Origin of the sequence: Vibrio spartinae, from assembly GCF_024347135.1 — a bacterium.
Lineage (GTDB): Bacteria > Pseudomonadota > Gammaproteobacteria > Enterobacterales > Vibrionaceae > Vibrio > Vibrio spartinae.
Map to the genome: position 1 here is coordinate 788,363 of NZ_AP024908.1, position 20,150 is coordinate 808,512.

Here is a 20,150-nt window from a genome sequence, read left to right on the forward strand (position 1 = left end):
TGAGATGGAAGGGCACACCGATGTGCCCTTTATTGATTATTCACCGAAGATTATTCACCTAAAGTGATCTCGATGTGATGCACACCATCGGTAAATATCGGTGCTTTGTTTCCTTGGACCACAACACCATCGACGCGCATCTCTGCGACGCCCCGATTGACTTGATGCGGATTGACGACATGAATCTGGTAAATCGCCCCTCTGAATTTCCGCTGCACGGAAAATTCGGGCCAATCACTGGGAATACAAGGATCAACACATAAACCATCGACTTCAGGGCGAACCCCCAAAATCCACTGCGTGCCGGCGACGTAGGTCCATGATGAAGTGCCTGAGAGCCATGCATTACGACCTAAGCCAAATTGTGGATGCTCGTCGCCCAATATATTTTGCGGATAACAGTAGGGCTCGGATTCAAAAACCTCGACCTGATCATTCTTAGACGCCGGGTTAATTTGTCGGTAATATTGGTAAGCGCGATCACCATTGCCGACTTTGGTTTCAGCAATCATCATCCATGGGTTCGCGTGCAAGAAGATCCCACCATTCTCTTTCGCTCCGGGCGGATACGTAGACACCCCACCCAGTTCGGGCGAGAATCCGTTATATCCGGGCGTCGAGAGCTTAATCCCATTTGCAGTATTTAATTTTGTATAGACGGCATCCAAAGCTTGCGTCGCACGCTCAGGTGTTGCAAACCCAGAAATCACCGACCAGCTTTGTCCATTGGTATAGATCTGTCCTTGGGCATTGGTATGCGATCCGATTGGTGCCCCTTTTTCATCAAAGTAACGGACGAACCACTCTCCGTCCCAGCCATGCTGATTGACGATGTGTTGCATCTGTTCATATTGGTCTTGATAACGCTGTGCGAGCGATGTCTCACCACGCAATTGACACAGATCGAGCATATCCAGTAACGCTTTACCGTACATATGAGCGACCATCAGTGACTCAGCCCCCGTCGGTAAATTCACCGTATCATTCCAGTCCGCAAATCCCAGTAGCGGTAAACCATGTTGCCCGGTATGCGTTTGTGTAAACGCAATCGCACGGCAGAGATGATCCCAGACTGTCCCTGAATCAACCGGCTTGCCCTGCTTATCTTTTTGATAGTAAGGAATGGTTTGATTGAGGAAATCCGCATTGCCGGTTTCTTTGACATATTGAGTGACGGCATAGACGATCCACAGGTGATCATCACCATAATAATCCGGGCGATCTTCCTCTTCACGCGAGTCACCGGCATTGGCTTCCATCGTTGAAGGGAAGAATTGATGCATGGCAGAGCCATCGGTATTCTGTACCGAGAGTAAACGTTCGATAAATTCCCGCGCTTCTTCAGGCATGTGCGTCATCACACCCAGAATATCCTGCGATGAATCACGGAATCCGATCCCACGCGCCCCATAACCAAGCTGATACAGCGATAAATAGCGAGACCAGTTTTTAGTGGTATGACACTGGCGAGGGTTGTGCACATTCAGCATTGAGTTCATCGCTGAATCAGGTGTTGTTACTTGAATAGCCGACAAATAGCCATCCCAGAATTCGCCCAGGTCAGCAAAAGCCTGATCGACTACTTGATGATCGCGATATTTCTCTAACAGCGGTTGCGCGATAGCGAGGCTCGCCATTTGGGTCAATTGGACAACGGTACGTTCGGTTTGCTGTGGCTTCAGCCAGCCTAAACGTAAGTTCAGCGCCCCGATATTATCCCCGCGCAAACATTCGCTGTTGGTCAGCTCAGCACCATTTAATGCTTCAGGTGCCGCCCAGCTCCCATAACCGTGATTCCCGAGGAACTGCTGGCGATCTCCGTCAAATGACGTCGCTGGCCGGTCAGCGGTCAATAAATTCACCGCATAGTCTCGCTTCATGAACGCATACTGTTCCAAAACGGTATGTCCCTGCGCTTGTTGATGCGCTTTCAAGATCATCGTCTGAGGGACCCAGTCAGCATTGACCAGTTGCTTTAATGCATCAAAGTGGGTGAATTCAACCACCGGAATGACATCGACATGCAAATCGTCACCGGAAATATTAGTGATTTTAATATCTTGCAGTAAAACCGGATCTTGTTTCGGTACAAAGAAGGTGCTCTCACATCGCACACCATACGCTTCTGCAATAATGGTGGTGTAAGATAGTCCGGTATGATTCTCAAATTTATCCAACGGCTTCAGGGTCGGTGTATAAAATGGCGAGAAAATCGTAACTTCCCCATTTTGATGACGAACCTTTAGATATAATGTCGAACCTTTAAAGTCGGCATTTGGCATCTGGGTAATATATTTGGTGATGCGATTCAGTGCGGGATCCTCCTTACAGAGTAAAATTCCGCCGTTACTATCCACCAAACCACCGAAATTTAAGGTTCCTACATAATTACACCATTTGATTGGTGTACAGGGTGTTGTAGCAACATATTCTTTATTTTTATCGTCAAAATATCCGAATTTCATGATGACTATCCCTAGTCCCCTTTATCAATAAAGGGAACAATTGATTTAAATATATTGTGATTTAAAAACTAATTTATATTTAAAATAGCGACACTAACTGGCTAAAGAATTTTCACTTAATGCATCAAATAAATGGATTGAATCCAGATCTAAATAAAGTTTTAATTCATCGGTATTCACTTCAGCCGCTTGTGTTTCCACCGTCAGTGGTTGACCCGCAATTTCAGTTTTCAACAAAATACTGGCGCCGAGTAATTCTTTGTCTTTAATTTTTACGGAGAATGGGAACACACGATCATGATCGATATGTTGCGCGCGTAAATGAATGTCCGTCGGACGAACCCCCAAATGTAATGCTAAGTTTTTCGAAGCGAGTGCTTTAAATCGTTCAGGCAGCGGGATCAGATTGTCGCCCAATTGAATATAAAATGCTTCCTCTTGACTGATGAGCTTCGCATCCAACATGTTCATTGACGGGCTACCGATAAACTGAGCAACAAATTTATTGGCTGGTCGTTGGAAGACATCGGTTGGCGTCCCGACCTGCGCAACATACCCATCTTTCAGGATCACAATCCGATCCGCGAGTGTCATGGCTTCAATCTGGTCATGGGTAACGTAAATCGTCGTTGTTTTCAGCTCGCGGTGCAGCTGTTTAATCTCTTCACGCATCACACCCCGGAGTTTCGCATCGAGGTTAGAGAGCGGTTCATCGAATAAAAAGACTTTGGGTGTACGAACCATCGCGCGTCCCATCGCGACCCGCTGACGCTGACCACCCGATAACGCTTTCGGTTTGCGATCCAGTAATGGCTCCAGTTCCAGCATTTTCGCTGCTTTACGAACTTCTGTATCGATATCCTTTTTGGCCATGCCTTTGAGTTTTAACGCGAATGCGATATTTTCGTAAACGGTCATGTGGGGATAGAGCGCATAACTTTGGAAAACCATGGCGAGGTCCCGGTCTTTCGCATCCACTTTATTGACCAGCTTATCTCCGACATAAATATCGCCGGAAGTAATATCTTCAAGCCCGGCCAACATCCGCAATGTCGTTGATTTACCGCAACCTGACGGCCCGAGGAATACCACGAACTCACCATCATTCACGGTGAAGTCGAAATGCTTCACGACATCAACATCACCAAAAGATTTCTTGATATTTCTGAATTCAACTTTAGCCATTACTTGTTCTCCTCAGCTCGCTCTAACAACATATTTTTATAAGCAATAGCGCTTTGTTTCAGTGTTCTCTCTTGGGTCTGATAATCCACATAAACCAAACCGAATCGCTGACGATAACCAAATGCCCACTCAAAATTATCCATTAAACTCCAGGCAAAATAGCCGTCGATCCGTACTCCGGCTCGGATGGCCTGATCGATGGCTTCAAGATGCGTCTGAAAATAACGGATACGTTGTTCATCGTTAACTTGGCCATCAACACAAGTGTCGTCGGTCGCCGCACCATTTTCAGTCACATAAATGGGTGGCATATTGTCATAGCGTTCATTTAAACGGACGAGTAAATCCGTCAGACCTTGAGGATACATTTCCCAGCCGATATAGGTATGCTCATTCTCAGGTTGGGGAACGATTTTAATCTCACCATGCTCATCATAACGAACCACATTACGGGTATAGTAATTGATACCAATATAATCGACAGGCGCGGAAATAATCTCGAGATCCCCTTCCAGAATCATCGGCATATGCATTGCCTGATGCTCAGTGATTAAAGCCGGATATTCACCTTTCAGTACCGGGTCAATAAACCATTGGTAATTGTCAGCATCTGAATAATTGGCGGCACCGATATCTTTGTCTTCCAAAGGGTAAGCCGGTGATGCACTGAATACCACGCCATGTTTCGCATTCGGAGCATTCTTACGCAGTACGGGCATGGCTAACCCATGTCCTAACATCAGGTGATGGGATGCGAGAAAACCTTCACGTTCTCCGACAACGCCCGGCGCATGAATCCCCCAGCGATACCCTAAGAAAGCCGCCACAAACGGTTCATTTAATGTGGTATAAACATCGATCTTATCGCCAAAATGACGGCTGACGACATCCGCATACTCAGCAAACTTATACGCGGTTTCACGGTTGAGCCAGCCCCCTTTATCTTCGAGATATTGGGGCAGATCCCAGTGATACAGCGTGACGTACACCGTCATTCCCCGGGCATGACATGCATCGATGATCTGCTCATAAAACGCCAGACCTTGCGGATTAACAACCCCGTCTTCGGGCAGAATACGCGGCCAGGCAATCGACAAGCGATAGGCATCCACACCTAAATCACTGATCATTTCAATATCTTGTTGCCAAAGATGGTAGTGATCACAAGCCACGTCACCATTATCACCATCGTCCACTTTACCCGGCTTTTGACAGAACGTATCCCATATCGATGGTGTCCGGCCACCTTCTGCGACACCACCTTCAATCTGATAAGACGAAGTAGCCACACCAAAAACAAAATCTTTATGACGTAATTGAGAGTCTTGAGGAAGTTCGTATTTATTCATGATCATAACCTTTAAAATCTTTAACCTTTCACTGCACCAGACGTGAGCCCGCTGATCATCTGTTTAGACGCAAACAAGTAAGTCACGACAAGAGGCAGTATCGAAATTGTTGTCCCCAACATCACCGCGCCCCAAGGGGTATTCGGGATCCCCTGAACACTACGGAGTGCCTGGGTGATGACGTAATTCTCAGGTGTTGTCAGCACCACCAAAGGCTGCATAAACATGTTCCAGAAGAAGACAAACTGGACGATTGCTAATGTCGCCAAGGCCGGTTTCATCAACGGCAAGACAACACTCCAGTAAGTTCGCAGCTGACCGGCACCATCAAGTTTCGCCGCTTCCAACAACTCTTTTGGCACAGAAGCCACGATATGTTGACGCATCAGAAAAATCCCGAATGGCGTGGTCGTAAACGGCAGCCATACCGCAATGTGGTTATCTAACAAACCCAGAAACTTAATAATCATGAAATAAGGAATCAGACTCAGCACCGGGGGAATCATCATGGAGCCGACTAACATCCCGAATATCAGTTTCTTGCCTTTAAATTGAAAGACACCGAATGCGTAGCCACCCATGCTACAAAACAGCAGTGAGACCGCCGTCCCAAGGAAGGCCACATAGATCGAATTAAACATCGCCTGCCAAAATGGCATGATTTCTTGCAGCTTGGCATAGTTGATTGCCAAGCTATCCCCAATCGCAAAACTAATGCCCGAACCAAAAATTTCAGTCCGGTCACGGGTTGATAACAGCGCCGACCAAACAAACGGAAACACTGTCACAATTGCAGAGATAATTAAGATAAACGCTAAGACAATCATGGCTAACTTTGTCATCACCGCGATGGTTTGATCACTCGGTTTTAAAGCACTCAGGCCCGAAGGTTTTTTCTCTAATGAGTTCGCCAACATTTTATTGTTCCCCCAGTCCTTTTTTGCCGAAGAAGAAAAATTGAATCAAAGTACATATTGCAATCAGAGCAAACAGCAGCCATGAAATTGCAGAAGCGGTGCCCATTTCTAACCATTCCCAACCCACTTTGTAGAGATACATTGAAATCGTTAAACCTGACTGGCCGGTACCACCGGTACCACGGGTCAGAACAAACGGTTCTTCAAATAGTTGTAAGTTGCCAATAATCGTCATGGTGACGGCAAAGAAGATAAAAGGACGAATCATCGGCAATGAAATGCTCCAGAAACGACGGATAGCATTGGCACCATCCATCCGGGCCGCTTCTAAAATATCTTTCGGGATCGTCATCAGCCCGGTGGTATATAAAACAATATTGAAACCGGTGTATTTCCAGAACACCATAATCGCGATAGACGGTTTTACCATGGTTGCATCATCAAGCCAGCGGATCGGCTGAAATTGATTAACCCACGCAAAAGCCCAACCGAATAAAGAGCTATCAGCAAGTGAAGTCAGCGTCTGATTAATAATGCCCGAATGGGGCGAATACATATTAAAAAAGATCAGAGACGCGGCAACGGTGGAAGTAATGTAAGGCAGAAAATAAGCAGACGTTAACCAATGGCGTAGTCGATCTGCCATTGAGACCAAAATATAAGCGACCGGAATCGCGATGAGGTGTTGTGCGACACCGGAAGTAATCGCGAGCCAAAATGTGTTTTTAAGAGAACGCCAAAGCCACGGGTCGGTTAAAGCGATTGAATAGTTCTCAAACCCGACAAATTTCATCGCCTCTAAACCTTCAACAGGGTTCCATGCGTGAAATGAAAGATAAACAGAAAAAACTAATGGAAAAACACCAAACACCGAAAAAATACATAAGAATGGGAATAAAAAACCATAGGGTGTAAGCGCTTTCAAATATCTATTTAAAAAACGCTCATCCGATGGGCTTCTATTTTCATCTCTTGACGAATGCTTCATAATTACAACCTCTTTACAAGGAAGTCATACTGACTTCCTTGTATACATACCAATACATGAATTAAAGATTACGAGTACGACGCTTAATTAAACGCTCAGCTTCTTTTAGTGCAGTTTTGATGTCTTTATTCTCATCAAGAACTTCCATGAGTGCATTTTCGAAAATAATTGAGCGAGCAATATGATCCCCTTTTGAAGGTTGAACCGGTTTGATATTTCGTGCCACTTCAGCAAATAACAACCGAGCCTGTTGCCCTCCCAGAAAATCAATTTTCTCTTTAAACATGTCGTCATCGTACGTGGTGACATTAGCAGGGAACGCGGCAATCGTTGCAAAGTGCTTCAGCTGGATGGCACGGTTGGTCGTCATGTACTTAATCAACTCCCACGCTTCATCCTGATGTTTAGATTGCTTCGGAATCGACAAGAACGATCCGCCCCAACTGCCGTAAATCCCATTCGGTAAATGTGAAACTGCCCATTTGCCTGATGTTTCCGGTGCGATCCAGTTCTGCAAATGACCGAGCAACCAAGCCCCTGACAATTGCGTCGCAAAAGTACCTTTACGGAATCCTTCATACCATTCATTTGACCAAGCCAGAATCTGACCATCTAACCCTTTATCACGAATTTCTTTGGCCACTTGAAACGCATGCACAAAGCGCTCGGATGTAACAACCGATTTACCATTCTTATCGAAATAGATGCCTTCACCCTCAGGGACCGTGGTAAAAATGATAGTTTGTGCGACATCAGCAGCAGACGGGATTAATTGAATCCCAATTTTTTTAAGCTTTTCACCCGCAGCAATGTATGAGTCCCAGCTTTTGATCACATCATCGACTTTGAGCCCGGCTTTTTTAAAAATATCGGTACGGTAATACATCACCCCCGGACCTAAATCCACCGGCATCCCATAGACATCACCATCCCCGCCTTTTCCTTGAGACCAGGCATAAGGTGCAAAACGGTCTGCGTACTGATCAGCACCATATTTTTTAGAGAGATCAACCAAACCACCCGAGGCGACGAATGGACCGATTTTCTCAACATCAACAACAATGACATCACCAGCACCCGAGCCTGTTGCCAAGTTGGTTGTGAGCTTGGTGTGATGGTCACCGTGGTTATTCATCAGGTAATCAACATGAATCCCTGTTTTTTTCTCGAAATCAGGCAGTATCACTTTCAGGCTGCTATCAAAATCAGGGAATCCATCAAAGCGAATGCGCTTATCCGCATCCGCAGAAAAAGAAGGCGCAGACACGATTCCCATCAGTACAACCGAGGTGAGTGTTAAGGCTTTTATTTTCATCATTTATCCTTAAATAACTTATAGGGTATTTATTACGTTCTTGACTGAATCTCTAATGACTAGAGAAGGTACAAGTTTAAGATTCACATCAGATTTATTTTTATTGATTTTATGAATTGCTAGTTTTACTGCTTCTTTGCTCATTTTCTCAATCGGAAAATCAATGGTTGTTAACCCCGGAGTGAGATAACGAGCAAAAAGAATATTGTCAAAGCCAACTAACGAAATATCATCCGGCACAGAAAGTCCGACTGACTTCAGCACTTCACGCGCACCGAATGCCATGTGATCATTCGCTGCAAATACAGCAGAGAACGGACATCCGCGATTGAGCAATTTGTTCATGGCGCTCATCCCTGTTTCTTCGGTAAATCCGGCCTCGGAAACAAGCATTTCGTTATATTCCAACCCGGCATTTTCCAATGCTTTTCTATAGCCTTGCAAGCGGCCCCTTGCATCAGATTTATTCAGCGGCCCGGTAATGCAAGCAATATGTTTGTGCCCCATTTTGATCAAATATTGCGTCGCAAGTAACCCACCGGCTTCATTATCGATATCAATGCAACTGGTCACCATTTCAGGTACGACCCGGTTAATTAAAATAATCGGTAACCCTCGCTCTTCTAACATGATTAAATAATCATCATCGAGTTGTTGTGTATGGAGAATAAGTGCATCAACCCGGCGGCCTAAAAGAAATTCAACAGCTTCTTTCTGACTTTGCTCAGTATTTGCTCCTGCCGTAATAACAGCATGATAACCGAGCTGACGTAACTGTCCTTCAATACTTTGTAATATCCCTGAATAAAATGGGCCACCTAATTCGGGGACAACAATACCAACACTTTCTGTACGGCTAGAAGCCAATGCTTGAGCAATAGAATTGGGGCGATAACCCAATTCTTTAATGGCTCTTTCAACTTTTAATTGTTTTTCCCGACTGACTCGGGTCGACCCATTGATAACTCTGGAAACGGTTGCTTGTGATACACCTGCTCGTTCTGATACATGTTTAATAGTGACCAAATGAACCTCTGCTTGAAATCGCTTACAACTGGAGTATTCAAGATTATTGGTCACTTAAGCGTGACATTAATCACGGTAAACCTGAAATTTATTTAGTGATTAAGAAAAAATTGAAAAGCTTTGCAGTTTTCTAATAAGTCATGAAATCATTTCACATCGGTACGGTTGTTATCATTCATGACATAAAAAACCCTACATACTCAATGTGTTTATTTTATTCACACTGAATACTAATTGAATTGCTTATCATAATTTAAACGAGGATGTGAGTTCAGATTGATATTCTGCCATTTGTTCTAATGCTTTACTCTGCTCTGCTAAATTTTCAGATCGAATCATATTTTGATGAGACAACATCTGAATCTTATTAATATTTTCTTTGACTTGAATTGCAGCAAACTGATGTTGCTCCGTCGATGCTGATATTTTATGACTACGCTCTTCAATTTTATTCAGATTCATATGCACCTCATTTAAAGAGGCATCGACATCCTGAGTCTGAATGATACAATTTTCCATATCATCCACACATTCTGATATTTGTTTCACTGCTAAAACAGAGCTTTGTTGTAGTTGTTCAATTTTTGATTGTATTTCTTGGGTACTTGCTGTGGTTTTTTCAGCTAACCCTCTCACTTCATCTGCAACCACAGAAAAACCACGACCTTGTTCTCCGGCTCTTGCCGCCTCAATCGCCGCATTCAAAGCGAGCAGATTCGTTTGTGAAGAAATATTAGAAATAATATCCAGAATCGACTCGATACCGGCACAATAGCTTTCTAGCTGATATATCGTTTGGGTCGAATCTTTCAAGCGCTGAGACAGGTGATTCAATAACTCAACATTTTTCTGCATCAATACCTGTCCGGAATTCGAACCGTTTACTGCAACGGTTGCGATAGATAACGTCTCACTGACCGACTCTGAAATATCTTTCACTGTGTACTCAATTTCTTCCATTGCTGTGGCAGTCGATGCGGTTTGTGAGGTTTGTTCTGCAATCGCAAGACTCAATTCTTCACTGGTCTGTTGATTATCGAGAGAAGCATCATTCAGTTGCTTCGCCGTCGAGCGCATTTGATGAATGATATGGGATAAATCATCGATGACCATATTCACCGCCTTAGACAACATCCCAAATTCATTATTGGTTTGATAGTTAACACGTGAACTGAGATCTTTTTCTGCGACCTGACCAAGCACGCGTTGCAAGCGTCTGCTTGGCCTGCGAATCATTGTCGCAATCACAATGCCGATCAAGAGAGCAACCACGACGGACGCAATTGACAGTATCACCAGTGTAATCACGGATTCCTTCGCCTGATCGGTTGATTCAACATAACGTTGCTCTGCGATTTGAGTTGCATATGCTGAAAAGTCATCAATATTTTTCAATTGTGCATCAATATCTAATTTGACATCACCTTGCTGTTCAGTCAGCTGGTCATAGAGTTCAACCGACGCAATATGCCTTAAGACAGCCCCATCAGCGGAGAAGGCTTGCTGCTCCAATAGCTTCAGCGGTGTTTCACTTTGACGAAAAAATGATGGTGATGCAGACTGGAAGGTTGCAATCGCTTGATCTAAACGCGTTTTCCGTATTTTAAAGCGCCGCTCTAATGCACGTGTCTCAATCACATCTTGTAAAGAAAACGCTTCATTCACTTCACCAACCAGCAAGCCGATTTGGGTGAGCAGTGCTTCAATCGACTGACGTGCATCAGGCTGATTTTCTGCGGCAAGATTTTCTAACAAATTATTATTAATTTGCATAATGAGCGATTGAAGTAATGCCCGTTGTTTGACATTTTTATCTTTCATTTCCAGATACTTCTTATAAGCATCCAGTGTTACATTGATATCTTGAAATGTCTCCACTGCTGTTGATTCTATTTTCTCTACAAACGCGCCAATGTGATGATCGGGGTCAGGTAGCGCCTTAAACCATGCAAGCTTGGTCCGGAAATCTTGCATCGATTGCTCAATAGACTGACTTAAAGGCTCTAAATCTTCCGGGTATAGCGTTGATAAATATGACATCATCGTACGATCAATATTCAAATAGTTGATCGTCAATTCACCCGAACGTAATATGAATGGTGCTGATTGTTTCAACATGAATTCCATATTGGCAGAAACTTTATGATTACTATTTAATAATGCACCGGCTGAAATTAACATGGTTAGAATAATAGTAAAAAAACCCAGATAAACTCTAGATACAATTAAATTAAGGTTCATATTACAGCTCTTCAATATCACATGAGTAAAAAAAAAGGCACAACCGTGCCTTAAATTCATTAGAATAAAACAGTCTTGAAAAAAACTCGCCGAGTAGATTTATTTAAAATCACTTGACTATTAAAAATATTAAACAATGAAACGGCTGAAAACATCGCTAGAATTCACATTAATCTATAAATTTCGATATTACTTAGACAAACCATTACAATTCAACTGTTTATAAAAAATTGCTTAATGATATTGCATAAAAAAAGTCGATAGTAATCACAAAACATGACGCCATATTGGAGATTGACTATCGAATATTTGAAAATATTGTCATGCTTTTGAATATGTTTCATAAAAATAATAGTGGACAATACCTCTTAGCGGATACACTAGACTGTGCAGTAACCGATTTGCTCCCTGATTCGAATACAGAAATACTCGAGGATCTTAGATCCAAGTAGATATGTAGAATAAAAAGGAGCAGCTATGCTCCTTTTGCTACTTACGATCAACAACACTGCGTGAGCAGTGTTGCTTCACCTCTTTTCTAATTCAGGTTATTTACTTAAAAGACATACCAAAACCCTTGCCTAATTGTATGTGTTGAACAACCTGTCGCCCGTATCAGGCCCCTTCCCATTTGAAATAACCTGAACCTTCGCTCCCTCATATTTGTTACTTGAAACTCGCACAGTATACAAATCGTGACTTTTAAGTAATTCTGTAGAAGTGCTTGGGATGACCGTTGTAACAAGTTTTATAGGGTTAGTGTCTGGCAGTTGCTCAATCAAACTAAATACACTTTTCCCCGAATTTATAACAGCATCAACAATGATGATTTCTTTTCCTTTAACCAGTTCTAGATCTTCTTTAGAAATCTTATCATCGCTAACAAAAATGATTGATACAGTTCCGCCAAGTTGTTCTAGCTTGTCAGCAATACCATTACCAAAGCACAGACCTGCACGCATCAGAATCAGTACAGCATAGTTTTGCTGATGATTCGAAGACTGTGAGATTGGTTTTGCAATGATCTCACCTAGCTGATAGTGTGCGTTTCGAAGTTTGTAGCCCATCGACATTGAACTGCTTTTACAAATCTCAATCAGTTGATCAAAACTATGCTTTTGAGTGCTTTCATTTAATATATACATAATTATGCTTCTTCTAATTCACAACATCTTTTAAGGTTATAAGATACTTCAACGTCAAATAGTTGATCGATATTTGTACATCCTACTCTAGCTATGTAAGACTCCACAGCTTTGTTCAATTTTTCGTGAGCGACCAAATACCCTTGATTTGCTATTTCTAACATTGGAATGTCAATCATCGAATCACCAATAGCTACTACGTGTTTGCCTTTGTCTCTTAGTCGCTGCGCTATTGCTTTCTTGAAATATGGAGTTACAAGGTATTCAAGTTCTGGTTTACTTGTGTTGCCTAACAAAACATCAAAAATTTTATATTTGTCATTAACTAAAGTCCAAATATCAAATACACCTGAAGTAACACCAATAACAACAGAATCTTTCTGACACCTTAAGTATTCGAAAACATTCTGACTTAGATATATATTATCCAAGGCTTGATTAGCGGATTCTTCTACTTTTATAGGGCTTTGCTTTTTGTACATATTCCATACTTTAAAAAATTGGTATGACGTATATCTATCATTTCTAAATACAGATTTTAATTTTTCTTTCCTGATTCCCAATTTTTCACAAAAATCATATGTACCATCATTAATTGAAACTGTTTTGTCACAGTCAATAAGTATAATCTGTGTTGGTTTTTCTAGTAACTCTTGGTATTCAGTATAAAACTTATTAGCGAAGGTTTGACTACAAAGTTTTGATGAGTATGAGTCCAACCAATAATAAATAAATTGAACGCTAGATTTAGTATCTTCATCTAAGATAACTAACTCTTTGTGATGATAATTGCAGATCTTATCTAGTTCATTTTTTTCAAACTCTTTCCAATTTCGTACCTGACCTTCAGTAATATCTAAATTTTTTCTATCACCTTTGCTTTTTCTTGAAAATTCTACAATCATTTCTGATGGAGTATCCAAATAGAAGAAGTGATCGTAAACATTTTCATCTTGTTCAGTGAAGACTACTTTGTAAGAATCGCCATCTATAAAAGAATAGTGACCATCTACTAGTACGAGATCGTATTCTGAATTTTTTTCATCCACTATTTCAGTAAATTTTTCTCGTAAAATTTTTTTGCTTGATTCTTCGAGACTTTTAAAAGGTTTTTGGAACATATCTTGAGCAATTTCATTCAATGTCTTTGAACCCTGAATATGAATAGCAGTTAACTGAGTAGTTTGCTGTAGATAGGCTATTACATTGTTGATCAAATAATCTTTACCAGCTCTAGATACACCATAGATAGCTAACTTCATCATTTAACCTCAACATACTTATCGTAGTAACATTCACCGTCCTCTAAAGGCTTCATCTTACCCATTTGAAACTCTAAATTTTCAAGATCCATATCGAATGCACCATAATTGTAACCTTCATTTCCATAGAACCTACCACACGGATAGATGCCACGTTTAGTGATGAAGATATTTGTGCGACCTACTCCACAGAGCGTGCCATACATTGTACAGTCATATTTCTTTTTATTATTTTCATCGAGTTGGCGAACTTCAAACTGACTACCTTTGAAATCCTCAAGTAAGGATTGGTATTCGTCTTTTGATATAGTCATGCTCTCATCGTGAGAATCAAAAAGGCGCGAGAATGTTACATCTTTAAAGTTGTTGTATTCAAGATAATGTCTAAGTTTAGTTTTGTTTAAAATTGTTTTACTATGCACTGTACAGTTTATAGGAGGCTTATGACCAAATTTAGACTCATACTTTTTTATACCTTTAAAAACAACGTTATATTTCTCTCTACCCAGATTATGAAGCTCTTCATAACCATCTAGTGAAAAACACATTTTTATCGAATCCTGGTGGTCCAAGAAAAAACTTAATATCTTATCTGTTAATATTGTCCCATTTGTTATGGTATAAAATGCCAACCGATCCAGATTATTTTGTTTTACATATTCGATAAGACTAACAATTTTTCTATATTGTAATATTGGCTCACCAGAACCAACTATCCCGATTTTGAATATTTTTAGCTTGTTAACTACTGCATAGTCATTTAAATTTTTAGCTATTTTTATTAACTCATCAGTAGTAAACTCTTGTGGTATTCCACTTAACTTACCATTACCTTCATTATGAAAATGGCAGTAAGCACACTTCAAGTTACACTTCTCACCAAGAGATATACAAGCTCGATCAATCACTTCAACTTTCCTTTGAATAATTCAAATATCTCACTACTTTTCAGATTATCAGTATCTAAATAGTCAATTGCAGTTTTGTTATTTCTACACCGAATCATCAAGTCTGTTTTATCTATTAACTTTTCGACCATTTCTAAATTATGCTTAATACAAGCCTTCATTAAAGGTGTGTAACCATTATTATCTTGTTGGTTTGTACAAGAGTCGTGAGATAAAAAGTAATCTGCTGCTTGTAGAAACCCACTCCACGCAGCAATCATTAGTGGCGTATTCCCAGCATTCTTGCCTCCACTCCCAAAGTCAATATCAGCTCCGTTTTCGACCAATAGCTTTATCACTTCGATTTCTTTTATCTGTGTAGCGTGATGAATGGCTGAGAATCCGTATTTGTGCTTATCTCTCACATCAAGGTTGATTTCTTTCAATGTGACAAGGTATTTGATCATTGGTAAATCACGATTTCGTACAGCACACATCAATGGTGTTAAGCCACTATCAGGACTATGAAAATTGACATCAATGCCACGCATATCAAACTCCATTATATGTTGAAGTTTCCTTCCTTTAACTAAAGAACCGAACTCAATAGAACGTACAACATCATAATCGTTGTCTGTGGTGTGAAACTTCTCTATATAGATATTGGGGGTAATTGCTGTGAGATTTCTTGGCTCTCTTGTCAAGAACTGAAAATAGATATCATCACTTAGTAAATACACGTCATCGTAAGGGCAAGCTTTGGATCTCTTTATTGCTATATCAGCGATCTTTTCATCATTGTTTCCATCTGTTTTGAAGGCTTTTTCTATACAAAACTTTGCTTTCTTCTCAGTAATGGATTTCATTACCAACCAAGCTTTTTGTTTTGTAGAGGGGTTCCCTCTGTCTTTCAGGTTATTCAATTCTGAAATGACTACTTCTGGTATCACAACCTCCTCAAAAAACTCTTCAAGCTCATCAATGATCGATGGTCTTTTGATCAATGCAGAGGTATCTACAACGATAACTTTCTTCGTGATCGAAGTATTTCCAACTAACTCATCAGTCGAAGTTTTGAATACTTTCGACAGTTTGAACAACTGAGACGAAGATGGCTCATTTTTTCCATTTTCCCAGTTTGATATCACAGGCCTAGCAACGTTAAGTTGTTCTGCAAGTTCTTTTTGAGACAACTTTTTTTCATCTCTACATGCTTTGATGTTCTTTCCAATTAGCTCTGTCAGCATAATTTACATTCATATCCTTTGGCTATGCAATCAACGTCTTATGTGTATTGAAACATAACAGGCCGCTAGAAAAAGCACAAGGAGCAAGTCACTGATGTATAAATACTTTACAGCGTGTAACTATGCGTGACACATTTCTTACTTACATAACTCTGAACATATACCCGTTTAAAGCCACTCTGACTATAAAATTTTCAGACAACTTCCAATTATCAACTAAATTGCATACTTTTCTGCTCGGGAATCTGGTTGAATATATCTATGTGTCTGATCTTCAGGAAGTTTGGTTATGCTATCTAGTACTCAAAGAATGGGAATTCGGTTCTGTCTCAATAACAATGGTGTTTTGATAGATTCAAAGGAAAGTCATAACTTAGCGGGGCGTTGTCGTGTTTGCGGCAAGAGCGTCCAACGTAAGAAAAGCTTTCAACTATTTCAACATTCGGATAAGCAATGTGATCACCTTGTCTTATCCGGGATCTTCATTATGCTCTCGGCTTAGTTATCGGATATATAACTAATAACACACACCCAAAAACTGAAAATGAAATAATTCATATAAATCAACAATTTGAAAAGATTTGTTAATTATAGTCATCTGAAGATTTATGCACTTCATCGTTTAGTAAGTTATTCATTTTTTTCAATGACATAATCATTAGACATAAAAAGTATCCACCGGCATAGCCGGTGGTTTTTCATATGCGCCTATAAGGCTCTCCTACTGGCAGGCGCGTAGTGATCTGACATTTGCATATGACTAGTTCCTGCGGCCCGTAAACGGGCTACCTGAATACGGGATCGACAATTGCTCTCCCATTTTATCCTGCTCTAGTTGCTGCTTGATGTAATTTTGTATCTTGCTCGTATTCTTACCTACCGTATCTACATAATAACCTCGGCACCAAAATTCTCGATTTCTATATTTAAACTTCAAATCCCCGAATCGTTCATAAAGCATTAGGCTACTTTTACCTTTCAAATACCCCATAAACCCTGAAATACTCATTTTGGGCGGTATTTCTAAAAGCATGTGGATATGATCCGCGCAACATTCCGCTTCAAGAATGTTCACATTTTTCCATTCACATAGTTTCCTTAATATTTCACCTATTGCTCTACGTTTTTCTCCGTAGAACACTTGCCTTCTATATTTCGGTGCAAAGACTATGTGGTATTTACAGTTCCAGCGCGTGTGCGCTAAGCTCTTTTCGTCCCCCATTGGGACCCCCTTTCAATTCTTAATTAATTCTTGTAGTTGCCAGACCACAAGACGTTTTTATCAAATTGAAAGGGGTTATATAACTGACTTATAGCTGTAAGCTTTACGGAACCCCCAGCCTAGCTGGGGGTTTTCTCTATACAAAAAAGCCAACCTCATCAAAGGTTGGCCTGCAATACTTGAATATCAATGATATCGAGTCATATTAATCTAGTAATGCAACTGACTGCTGTACAATCACCAACTCTTCATTGGTCGGGATCACCATCGCAACTGTATTGTGCATTTCAGAACGCGCAATCACACCGGAATGACCAAACCGTGCCGCCTCATTACCTGCTTCATCTTCCACAAATCCGAATACCCGCAAAGCATTCAAAATTTCGCGCCGAATCGGTAGTGCATTCTCGCCGATTCCGCCAGTAAATATAATCGCATCAACGCGCTGAAGCGGAATCATGTACGATGCAATATATTTTGCAACCCGATAGGTAAACACTTCAAAAGCAAGTTTGGCATCTTCATTGCCCTGCTCCATAGCTTCTAACACACCACGGGCATCGGAAGTCAGGCCGGATACGCCCAGAAAACCTGACTTTTTATACAACATGTCGAACACTTGTTCTTGTGTCCAGCCTTTCTTTAATAAAAACTCAATAACGGCCGGATCAATGTCACCACAGCGCGTCCCCATCATCAATCCAGCCTGCGGGGTAAATCCCATCGACGTATCAACACACTGACCATCGCGAATCGCACAGACAGATGCCCCATTGCCCAGATGAACAGAAATGACATTGGTGGCATTGACATCTTTATCCAGCATTTTTGCCGCTTCACGGCTGACATAATAATGGCTGGTGCCATGAAAACCATAACGGCGAATCGCATATTGATCGTATAACTCCGTTGGAATCGCATATCTGTAGGCTTTGGGCGGCATGGTTTGGTGGAACGCAGTATCGAATACGGCAAACTGAGGTAGCGAAGGGAATGCTTTCATGGCAGCACGAATCCCTTTACCATGGGCGAGATTGTGTAAAGGTGCCAGTTCCGCCAGTTGCTCAATTTCGTCAACAACCTGTTCATTGATTCGAACCGTCGAAGTGAATTTTTCGCCCCCGTGGACAATCCGGTGTCCGGCGGCAATGATTTGGTCACTCAACCCAAGTGCATCAATCAGTTTGACAATCCGATCAACCGCATGTTGGTGATGATTATCAGGATAACCGATCATCTCCTCAGTTTTTTCACCCTGATACTTCCAGCTGATAGCCGCCTCGGGTAACCCGAAACACTCACCTAATCCACTCACAATGGCTTCACCACTTTGAGCATCAATCACTGCAAATTTAAGGGATGAACTACCTGAATTAACGACCAACACATACGAGCTCGACATAAGGTTTTATCCTGTATCCAAATGAATATTGAAGCAAATGCTTCTCCTAACAATCAACGGTTCCATTATTCAATATTTTTTGAATGTTTCAACTTTATTTTATTTTGCAACGATCCTTAAGCCATTCTTTTATGATCGAAAACAAGGAATAGTTTATTTTCAAACTAAAAATATATGAATTTTCTCAGTCAGTACGTCTATGCCTGTAACTCAACGCAGCAAGCGCGGGCGGTCTCATTCACTTGGCTGTGCTTTAAGATCTGATATGCAAAATCGAGCGGAACATCATAAGCTGAACAAGTTTTCGCAATGACTAAATCAGACACCAGAATATCGGTTTCTGTCTGGGTTAAAATCCCTGCGGCAACGGGTTTACCCTGTTCAAAACCAAGATACAATTCACAAGGCGGCGAATAGATAATTTGTGTAAAGAACTCGATAATGGCTTCTTGTTCTGTCAAGGCGTGGTATTGCGTGGCTTGGAGCTGCGCAAACATGACCGTTAAGCGATGAAAATCAACGCGATAAACATCCTGAGGCATCAACTCAGTCACCGTCTTTAATTCGATATTTTGATATGCGCATTGCTGAACCGATGCCAGATAAAGATCACGACCCGCTAAACTTTGAGGCGTTGGATACGCAACATCTACTTGAGCCGATAACCACTGGTTTTTTATTTGTGCGATATTCATAAACCCTATCATTTCAATATCAGGGAGATACACCATCTTACGCGAATCTGTGCCGAAAAGGGGATAAAAGTGGTCCCTGTGTTGATCACGAACCGAAATCTTCCACAATAAGCATCATCATTCCACTGCGGTATTGAGATACCCTATCAAGGTAATCCTTTTACCTGACTCACTTTATTTGGGAATCATCGAATATCTTGATATGATGGGCACCACTCATTTGACGGCTGGAAACCAAACATGAGACTCAAGAATATATTCATCGCGTCACTACTTTCTCTGGGGCTCACCGCCTGTGATAACAGCGAAGTGGGTGATGTCAGTTTAGGTCTATTTACAACCCAAGATATCAAAATCAATCAGCTCATTGATCCTATCGTGACAGGGGTGACTTGTCATATTGCCAGCATTGAAGCTGATCTCAGTTTATCAGATCCATCAGACTCATCGATTGCTTGCCGACAAACAGGAGAGATTACCCCTGCAATGATTGCAAAAATTGATAAGTCCGATTCGGGTGAAGTGATTTTCAAAAAATCCAAAAGTATTTTCTTTAAGTCAATGAAAATGAGAAGAATATATGACCCGCAGACACAAACGTTGATCTACGTGTCTTACTCAACCAAAGAAACGTCCGGCAGCTTCAAACACAGTATATCAACGGTCCCACTGTGGGGGACAAAAGCCTATCAAATATCACCGAAGCCGAATCATTAAAAATAAGCAGAAATGTGAGGCACATATTTCTGTGCAGTGGCTAGCGAACAGTGAGCATTTGGAACAAATGTCACACTTTTATTCATC

Annotated in this window: 16 protein-coding genes; 1 reads left to right on the top strand and 15 read right to left on the bottom strand. The window is 41.3% G+C overall.

The window, feature by feature from the left end; genetic code table 11:
• Window positions 1–50: 50 nt before the first annotated feature.
• From OCU60_RS21225 to OCU60_RS21295, 15 genes are all read right to left on the bottom strand, one after another.
• Entirely contained in the window at window positions 51–2,465 is a 2,415-nt protein-coding gene (locus OCU60_RS21225) for a GH36-type glycosyl hydrolase domain-containing protein (RefSeq protein ID WP_074371133.1), read from the bottom strand.
• Window positions 2,466–2,558: 93 nt separating this feature from the next.
• Window positions 2,559–3,650 carry an ABC transporter ATP-binding protein gene (locus tag OCU60_RS21230; protein WP_074371134.1) on the bottom strand — a complete coding sequence of 364 codons (1,092 nt, stop codon included), beginning with the start codon at window positions 3,648–3,650 and terminating at the stop codon, window positions 2,559–2,561.
• Window positions 3,650–4,999 carry a GH1 family beta-glucosidase gene (locus OCU60_RS21235; protein WP_074371207.1) on the bottom strand — a complete coding sequence of 450 codons (1,350 nt, stop codon included), beginning with the start codon at window positions 4,997–4,999 and terminating at the stop codon, window positions 3,650–3,652. The genes OCU60_RS21230 and OCU60_RS21235 overlap by 1 nt, the downstream gene beginning before the upstream one ends.
• Before the next feature lie 20 nt (window positions 5,000–5,019).
• Window positions 5,020–5,841, bottom strand: coding sequence for a carbohydrate ABC transporter permease (locus OCU60_RS21240; protein WP_370738655.1), 822 nt, complete (start codon window positions 5,839–5,841; stop codon window positions 5,020–5,022).
• 76 nt (window positions 5,842–5,917) lie between these two features.
• The gene (locus OCU60_RS21245) at window positions 5,918–6,904 is read right to left on the bottom strand and encodes a carbohydrate ABC transporter permease (RefSeq protein WP_074371136.1); all 987 of its coding nucleotides are present in this window, start codon (window positions 6,902–6,904) and stop codon (window positions 5,918–5,920) included.
• Window positions 6,905–6,965: 61 nt separating this feature from the next.
• Window positions 6,966–8,219, bottom strand: coding sequence for an ABC transporter substrate-binding protein (locus OCU60_RS21250; protein ID WP_074371137.1), 1,254 nt, complete (start codon window positions 8,217–8,219; stop codon window positions 6,966–6,968).
• Window positions 8,220–8,237: 18 nt separating this feature from the next.
• Window positions 8,238–9,245 (bottom strand): LacI family DNA-binding transcriptional regulator, encoded by a 1,008-nt coding sequence (locus OCU60_RS21255; protein WP_074371208.1) that lies wholly within the window; start codon window positions 9,243–9,245, stop codon window positions 8,238–8,240.
• 246 nt (window positions 9,246–9,491) lie between these two features.
• Window positions 9,492–11,363 carry a methyl-accepting chemotaxis protein gene (locus OCU60_RS21260; RefSeq protein ID WP_159439423.1) on the bottom strand — a complete coding sequence of 624 codons (1,872 nt, stop codon included), beginning with the start codon at window positions 11,361–11,363 and terminating at the stop codon, window positions 9,492–9,494.
• 704 nt (window positions 11,364–12,067) lie between these two features.
• Entirely contained in the window at window positions 12,068–12,631 is a 564-nt protein-coding gene (locus OCU60_RS21265; protein WP_074371139.1) for a uracil phosphoribosyltransferase, read from the bottom strand.
• A gap of 2 nt (window positions 12,632–12,633) precedes the next feature.
• The gene (locus tag OCU60_RS21270; RefSeq protein ID WP_074371140.1) at window positions 12,634–13,896 is read right to left on the bottom strand and encodes a haloacid dehalogenase-like hydrolase; all 1,263 of its coding nucleotides are present in this window, start codon (window positions 13,894–13,896) and stop codon (window positions 12,634–12,636) included.
• Window positions 13,893–14,801, bottom strand: a complete 909-nt coding sequence (locus tag OCU60_RS21275; protein ID WP_074371141.1) for a radical SAM protein — start codon at window positions 14,799–14,801, stop codon at window positions 13,893–13,895. Before OCU60_RS21275 ends, OCU60_RS21270 begins: the two co-directional genes overlap by 4 nt.
• Window positions 14,798–16,027 carry an ankyrin repeat domain-containing protein gene (locus OCU60_RS21280; RefSeq protein ID WP_074371142.1) on the bottom strand — a complete coding sequence of 410 codons (1,230 nt, stop codon included), beginning with the start codon at window positions 16,025–16,027 and terminating at the stop codon, window positions 14,798–14,800. The genes OCU60_RS21275 and OCU60_RS21280 overlap by 4 nt, the downstream gene beginning before the upstream one ends.
• 760 nt (window positions 16,028–16,787) lie before the next feature.
• Window positions 16,788–17,249, bottom strand: a complete 462-nt coding sequence (gene tnpA / locus OCU60_RS21285) for an IS200/IS605 family transposase (RefSeq protein WP_074371143.1) — start codon at window positions 17,247–17,249, stop codon at window positions 16,788–16,790.
• A 205-nt stretch (window positions 17,250–17,454) separates the two neighbouring features.
• Window positions 17,455–18,651, bottom strand: a complete 1,197-nt coding sequence (locus OCU60_RS21290) for an acetate/propionate family kinase (protein ID WP_074371144.1) — start codon at window positions 18,649–18,651, stop codon at window positions 17,455–17,457.
• A gap of 197 nt (window positions 18,652–18,848) precedes the next feature.
• Window positions 18,849–19,346: a hypothetical protein gene (locus OCU60_RS21295; protein WP_083602539.1), complete on the bottom strand. Its 498-nt coding sequence runs from the start codon at window positions 19,344–19,346 to the stop codon at window positions 18,849–18,851.
• A 240-nt stretch (window positions 19,347–19,586) separates the two neighbouring features.
• Here OCU60_RS21295 and OCU60_RS21300 point away from each other — a divergent pair, with 240 nt between their 5' ends.
• Window positions 19,587–20,063, top strand: a complete 477-nt coding sequence (locus tag OCU60_RS21300) for a CreA family protein (RefSeq protein WP_074371145.1) — start codon at window positions 19,587–19,589, stop codon at window positions 20,061–20,063.
• The last annotated feature ends 87 nt before the right edge of the window (window positions 20,064–20,150 follow it).

Bases quoted from the DNA above. Each gene is read 5' to 3' on its own strand.
- OCU60_RS21225 (WP_074371133.1), bottom strand. From the start codon at position 2,465: ATGAAATTCGGATATTTTGACGATAAAAATAAAGAATATGTTGCTACA.
- OCU60_RS21235 (WP_074371207.1), bottom strand. From the start codon at position 4,999: ATGAATAAATACGAACTTCCTCAAGACTCTCAATTACGTCATAAAGAT.
- OCU60_RS21300 (WP_074371145.1), top strand. From the start codon at position 19,587: ATGAGACTCAAGAATATATTCATCGCGTCACTACTTTCTCTGGGGCTC.
- OCU60_RS21290 (WP_074371144.1), bottom strand. From the start codon at position 18,651: ATGTCGAGCTCGTATGTGTTGGTCGTTAATTCAGGTAGTTCATCCCTT.
- OCU60_RS21240 (WP_370738655.1), bottom strand. From the start codon at position 5,841: ATGACAAAGTTAGCCATGATTGTCTTAGCGTTTATCTTAATTATCTCT.
- OCU60_RS21260 (WP_159439423.1), bottom strand. From the start codon at position 11,363: ATGTTGAAACAATCAGCACCATTCATATTACGTTCGGGTGAATTGACG.
- tnpA (WP_074371143.1), bottom strand. From the start codon at position 17,249: ATGGGGGACGAAAAGAGCTTAGCGCACACGCGCTGGAACTGTAAATAC.
- OCU60_RS21265 (WP_074371139.1), bottom strand. From the start codon at position 12,631: ATGTATATATTAAATGAAAGCACTCAAAAGCATAGTTTTGATCAACTG.
- OCU60_RS21250 (WP_074371137.1), bottom strand. From the start codon at position 8,219: ATGAAAATAAAAGCCTTAACACTCACCTCGGTTGTACTGATGGGAATC.
- OCU60_RS21230 (WP_074371134.1), bottom strand. From the start codon at position 3,650: ATGGCTAAAGTTGAATTCAGAAATATCAAGAAATCTTTTGGTGATGTT.
- OCU60_RS21270 (WP_074371140.1), bottom strand. From the start codon at position 13,896: ATGATGAAGTTAGCTATCTATGGTGTATCTAGAGCTGGTAAAGATTAT.
- OCU60_RS21280 (WP_074371142.1), bottom strand. From the start codon at position 16,027: ATGCTGACAGAGCTAATTGGAAAGAACATCAAAGCATGTAGAGATGAA.
- OCU60_RS21295 (WP_083602539.1), bottom strand. From the start codon at position 19,346: ATGAATATCGCACAAATAAAAAACCAGTGGTTATCGGCTCAAGTAGAT.
- OCU60_RS21245 (WP_074371136.1), bottom strand. From the start codon at position 6,904: ATGAAGCATTCGTCAAGAGATGAAAATAGAAGCCCATCGGATGAGCGT.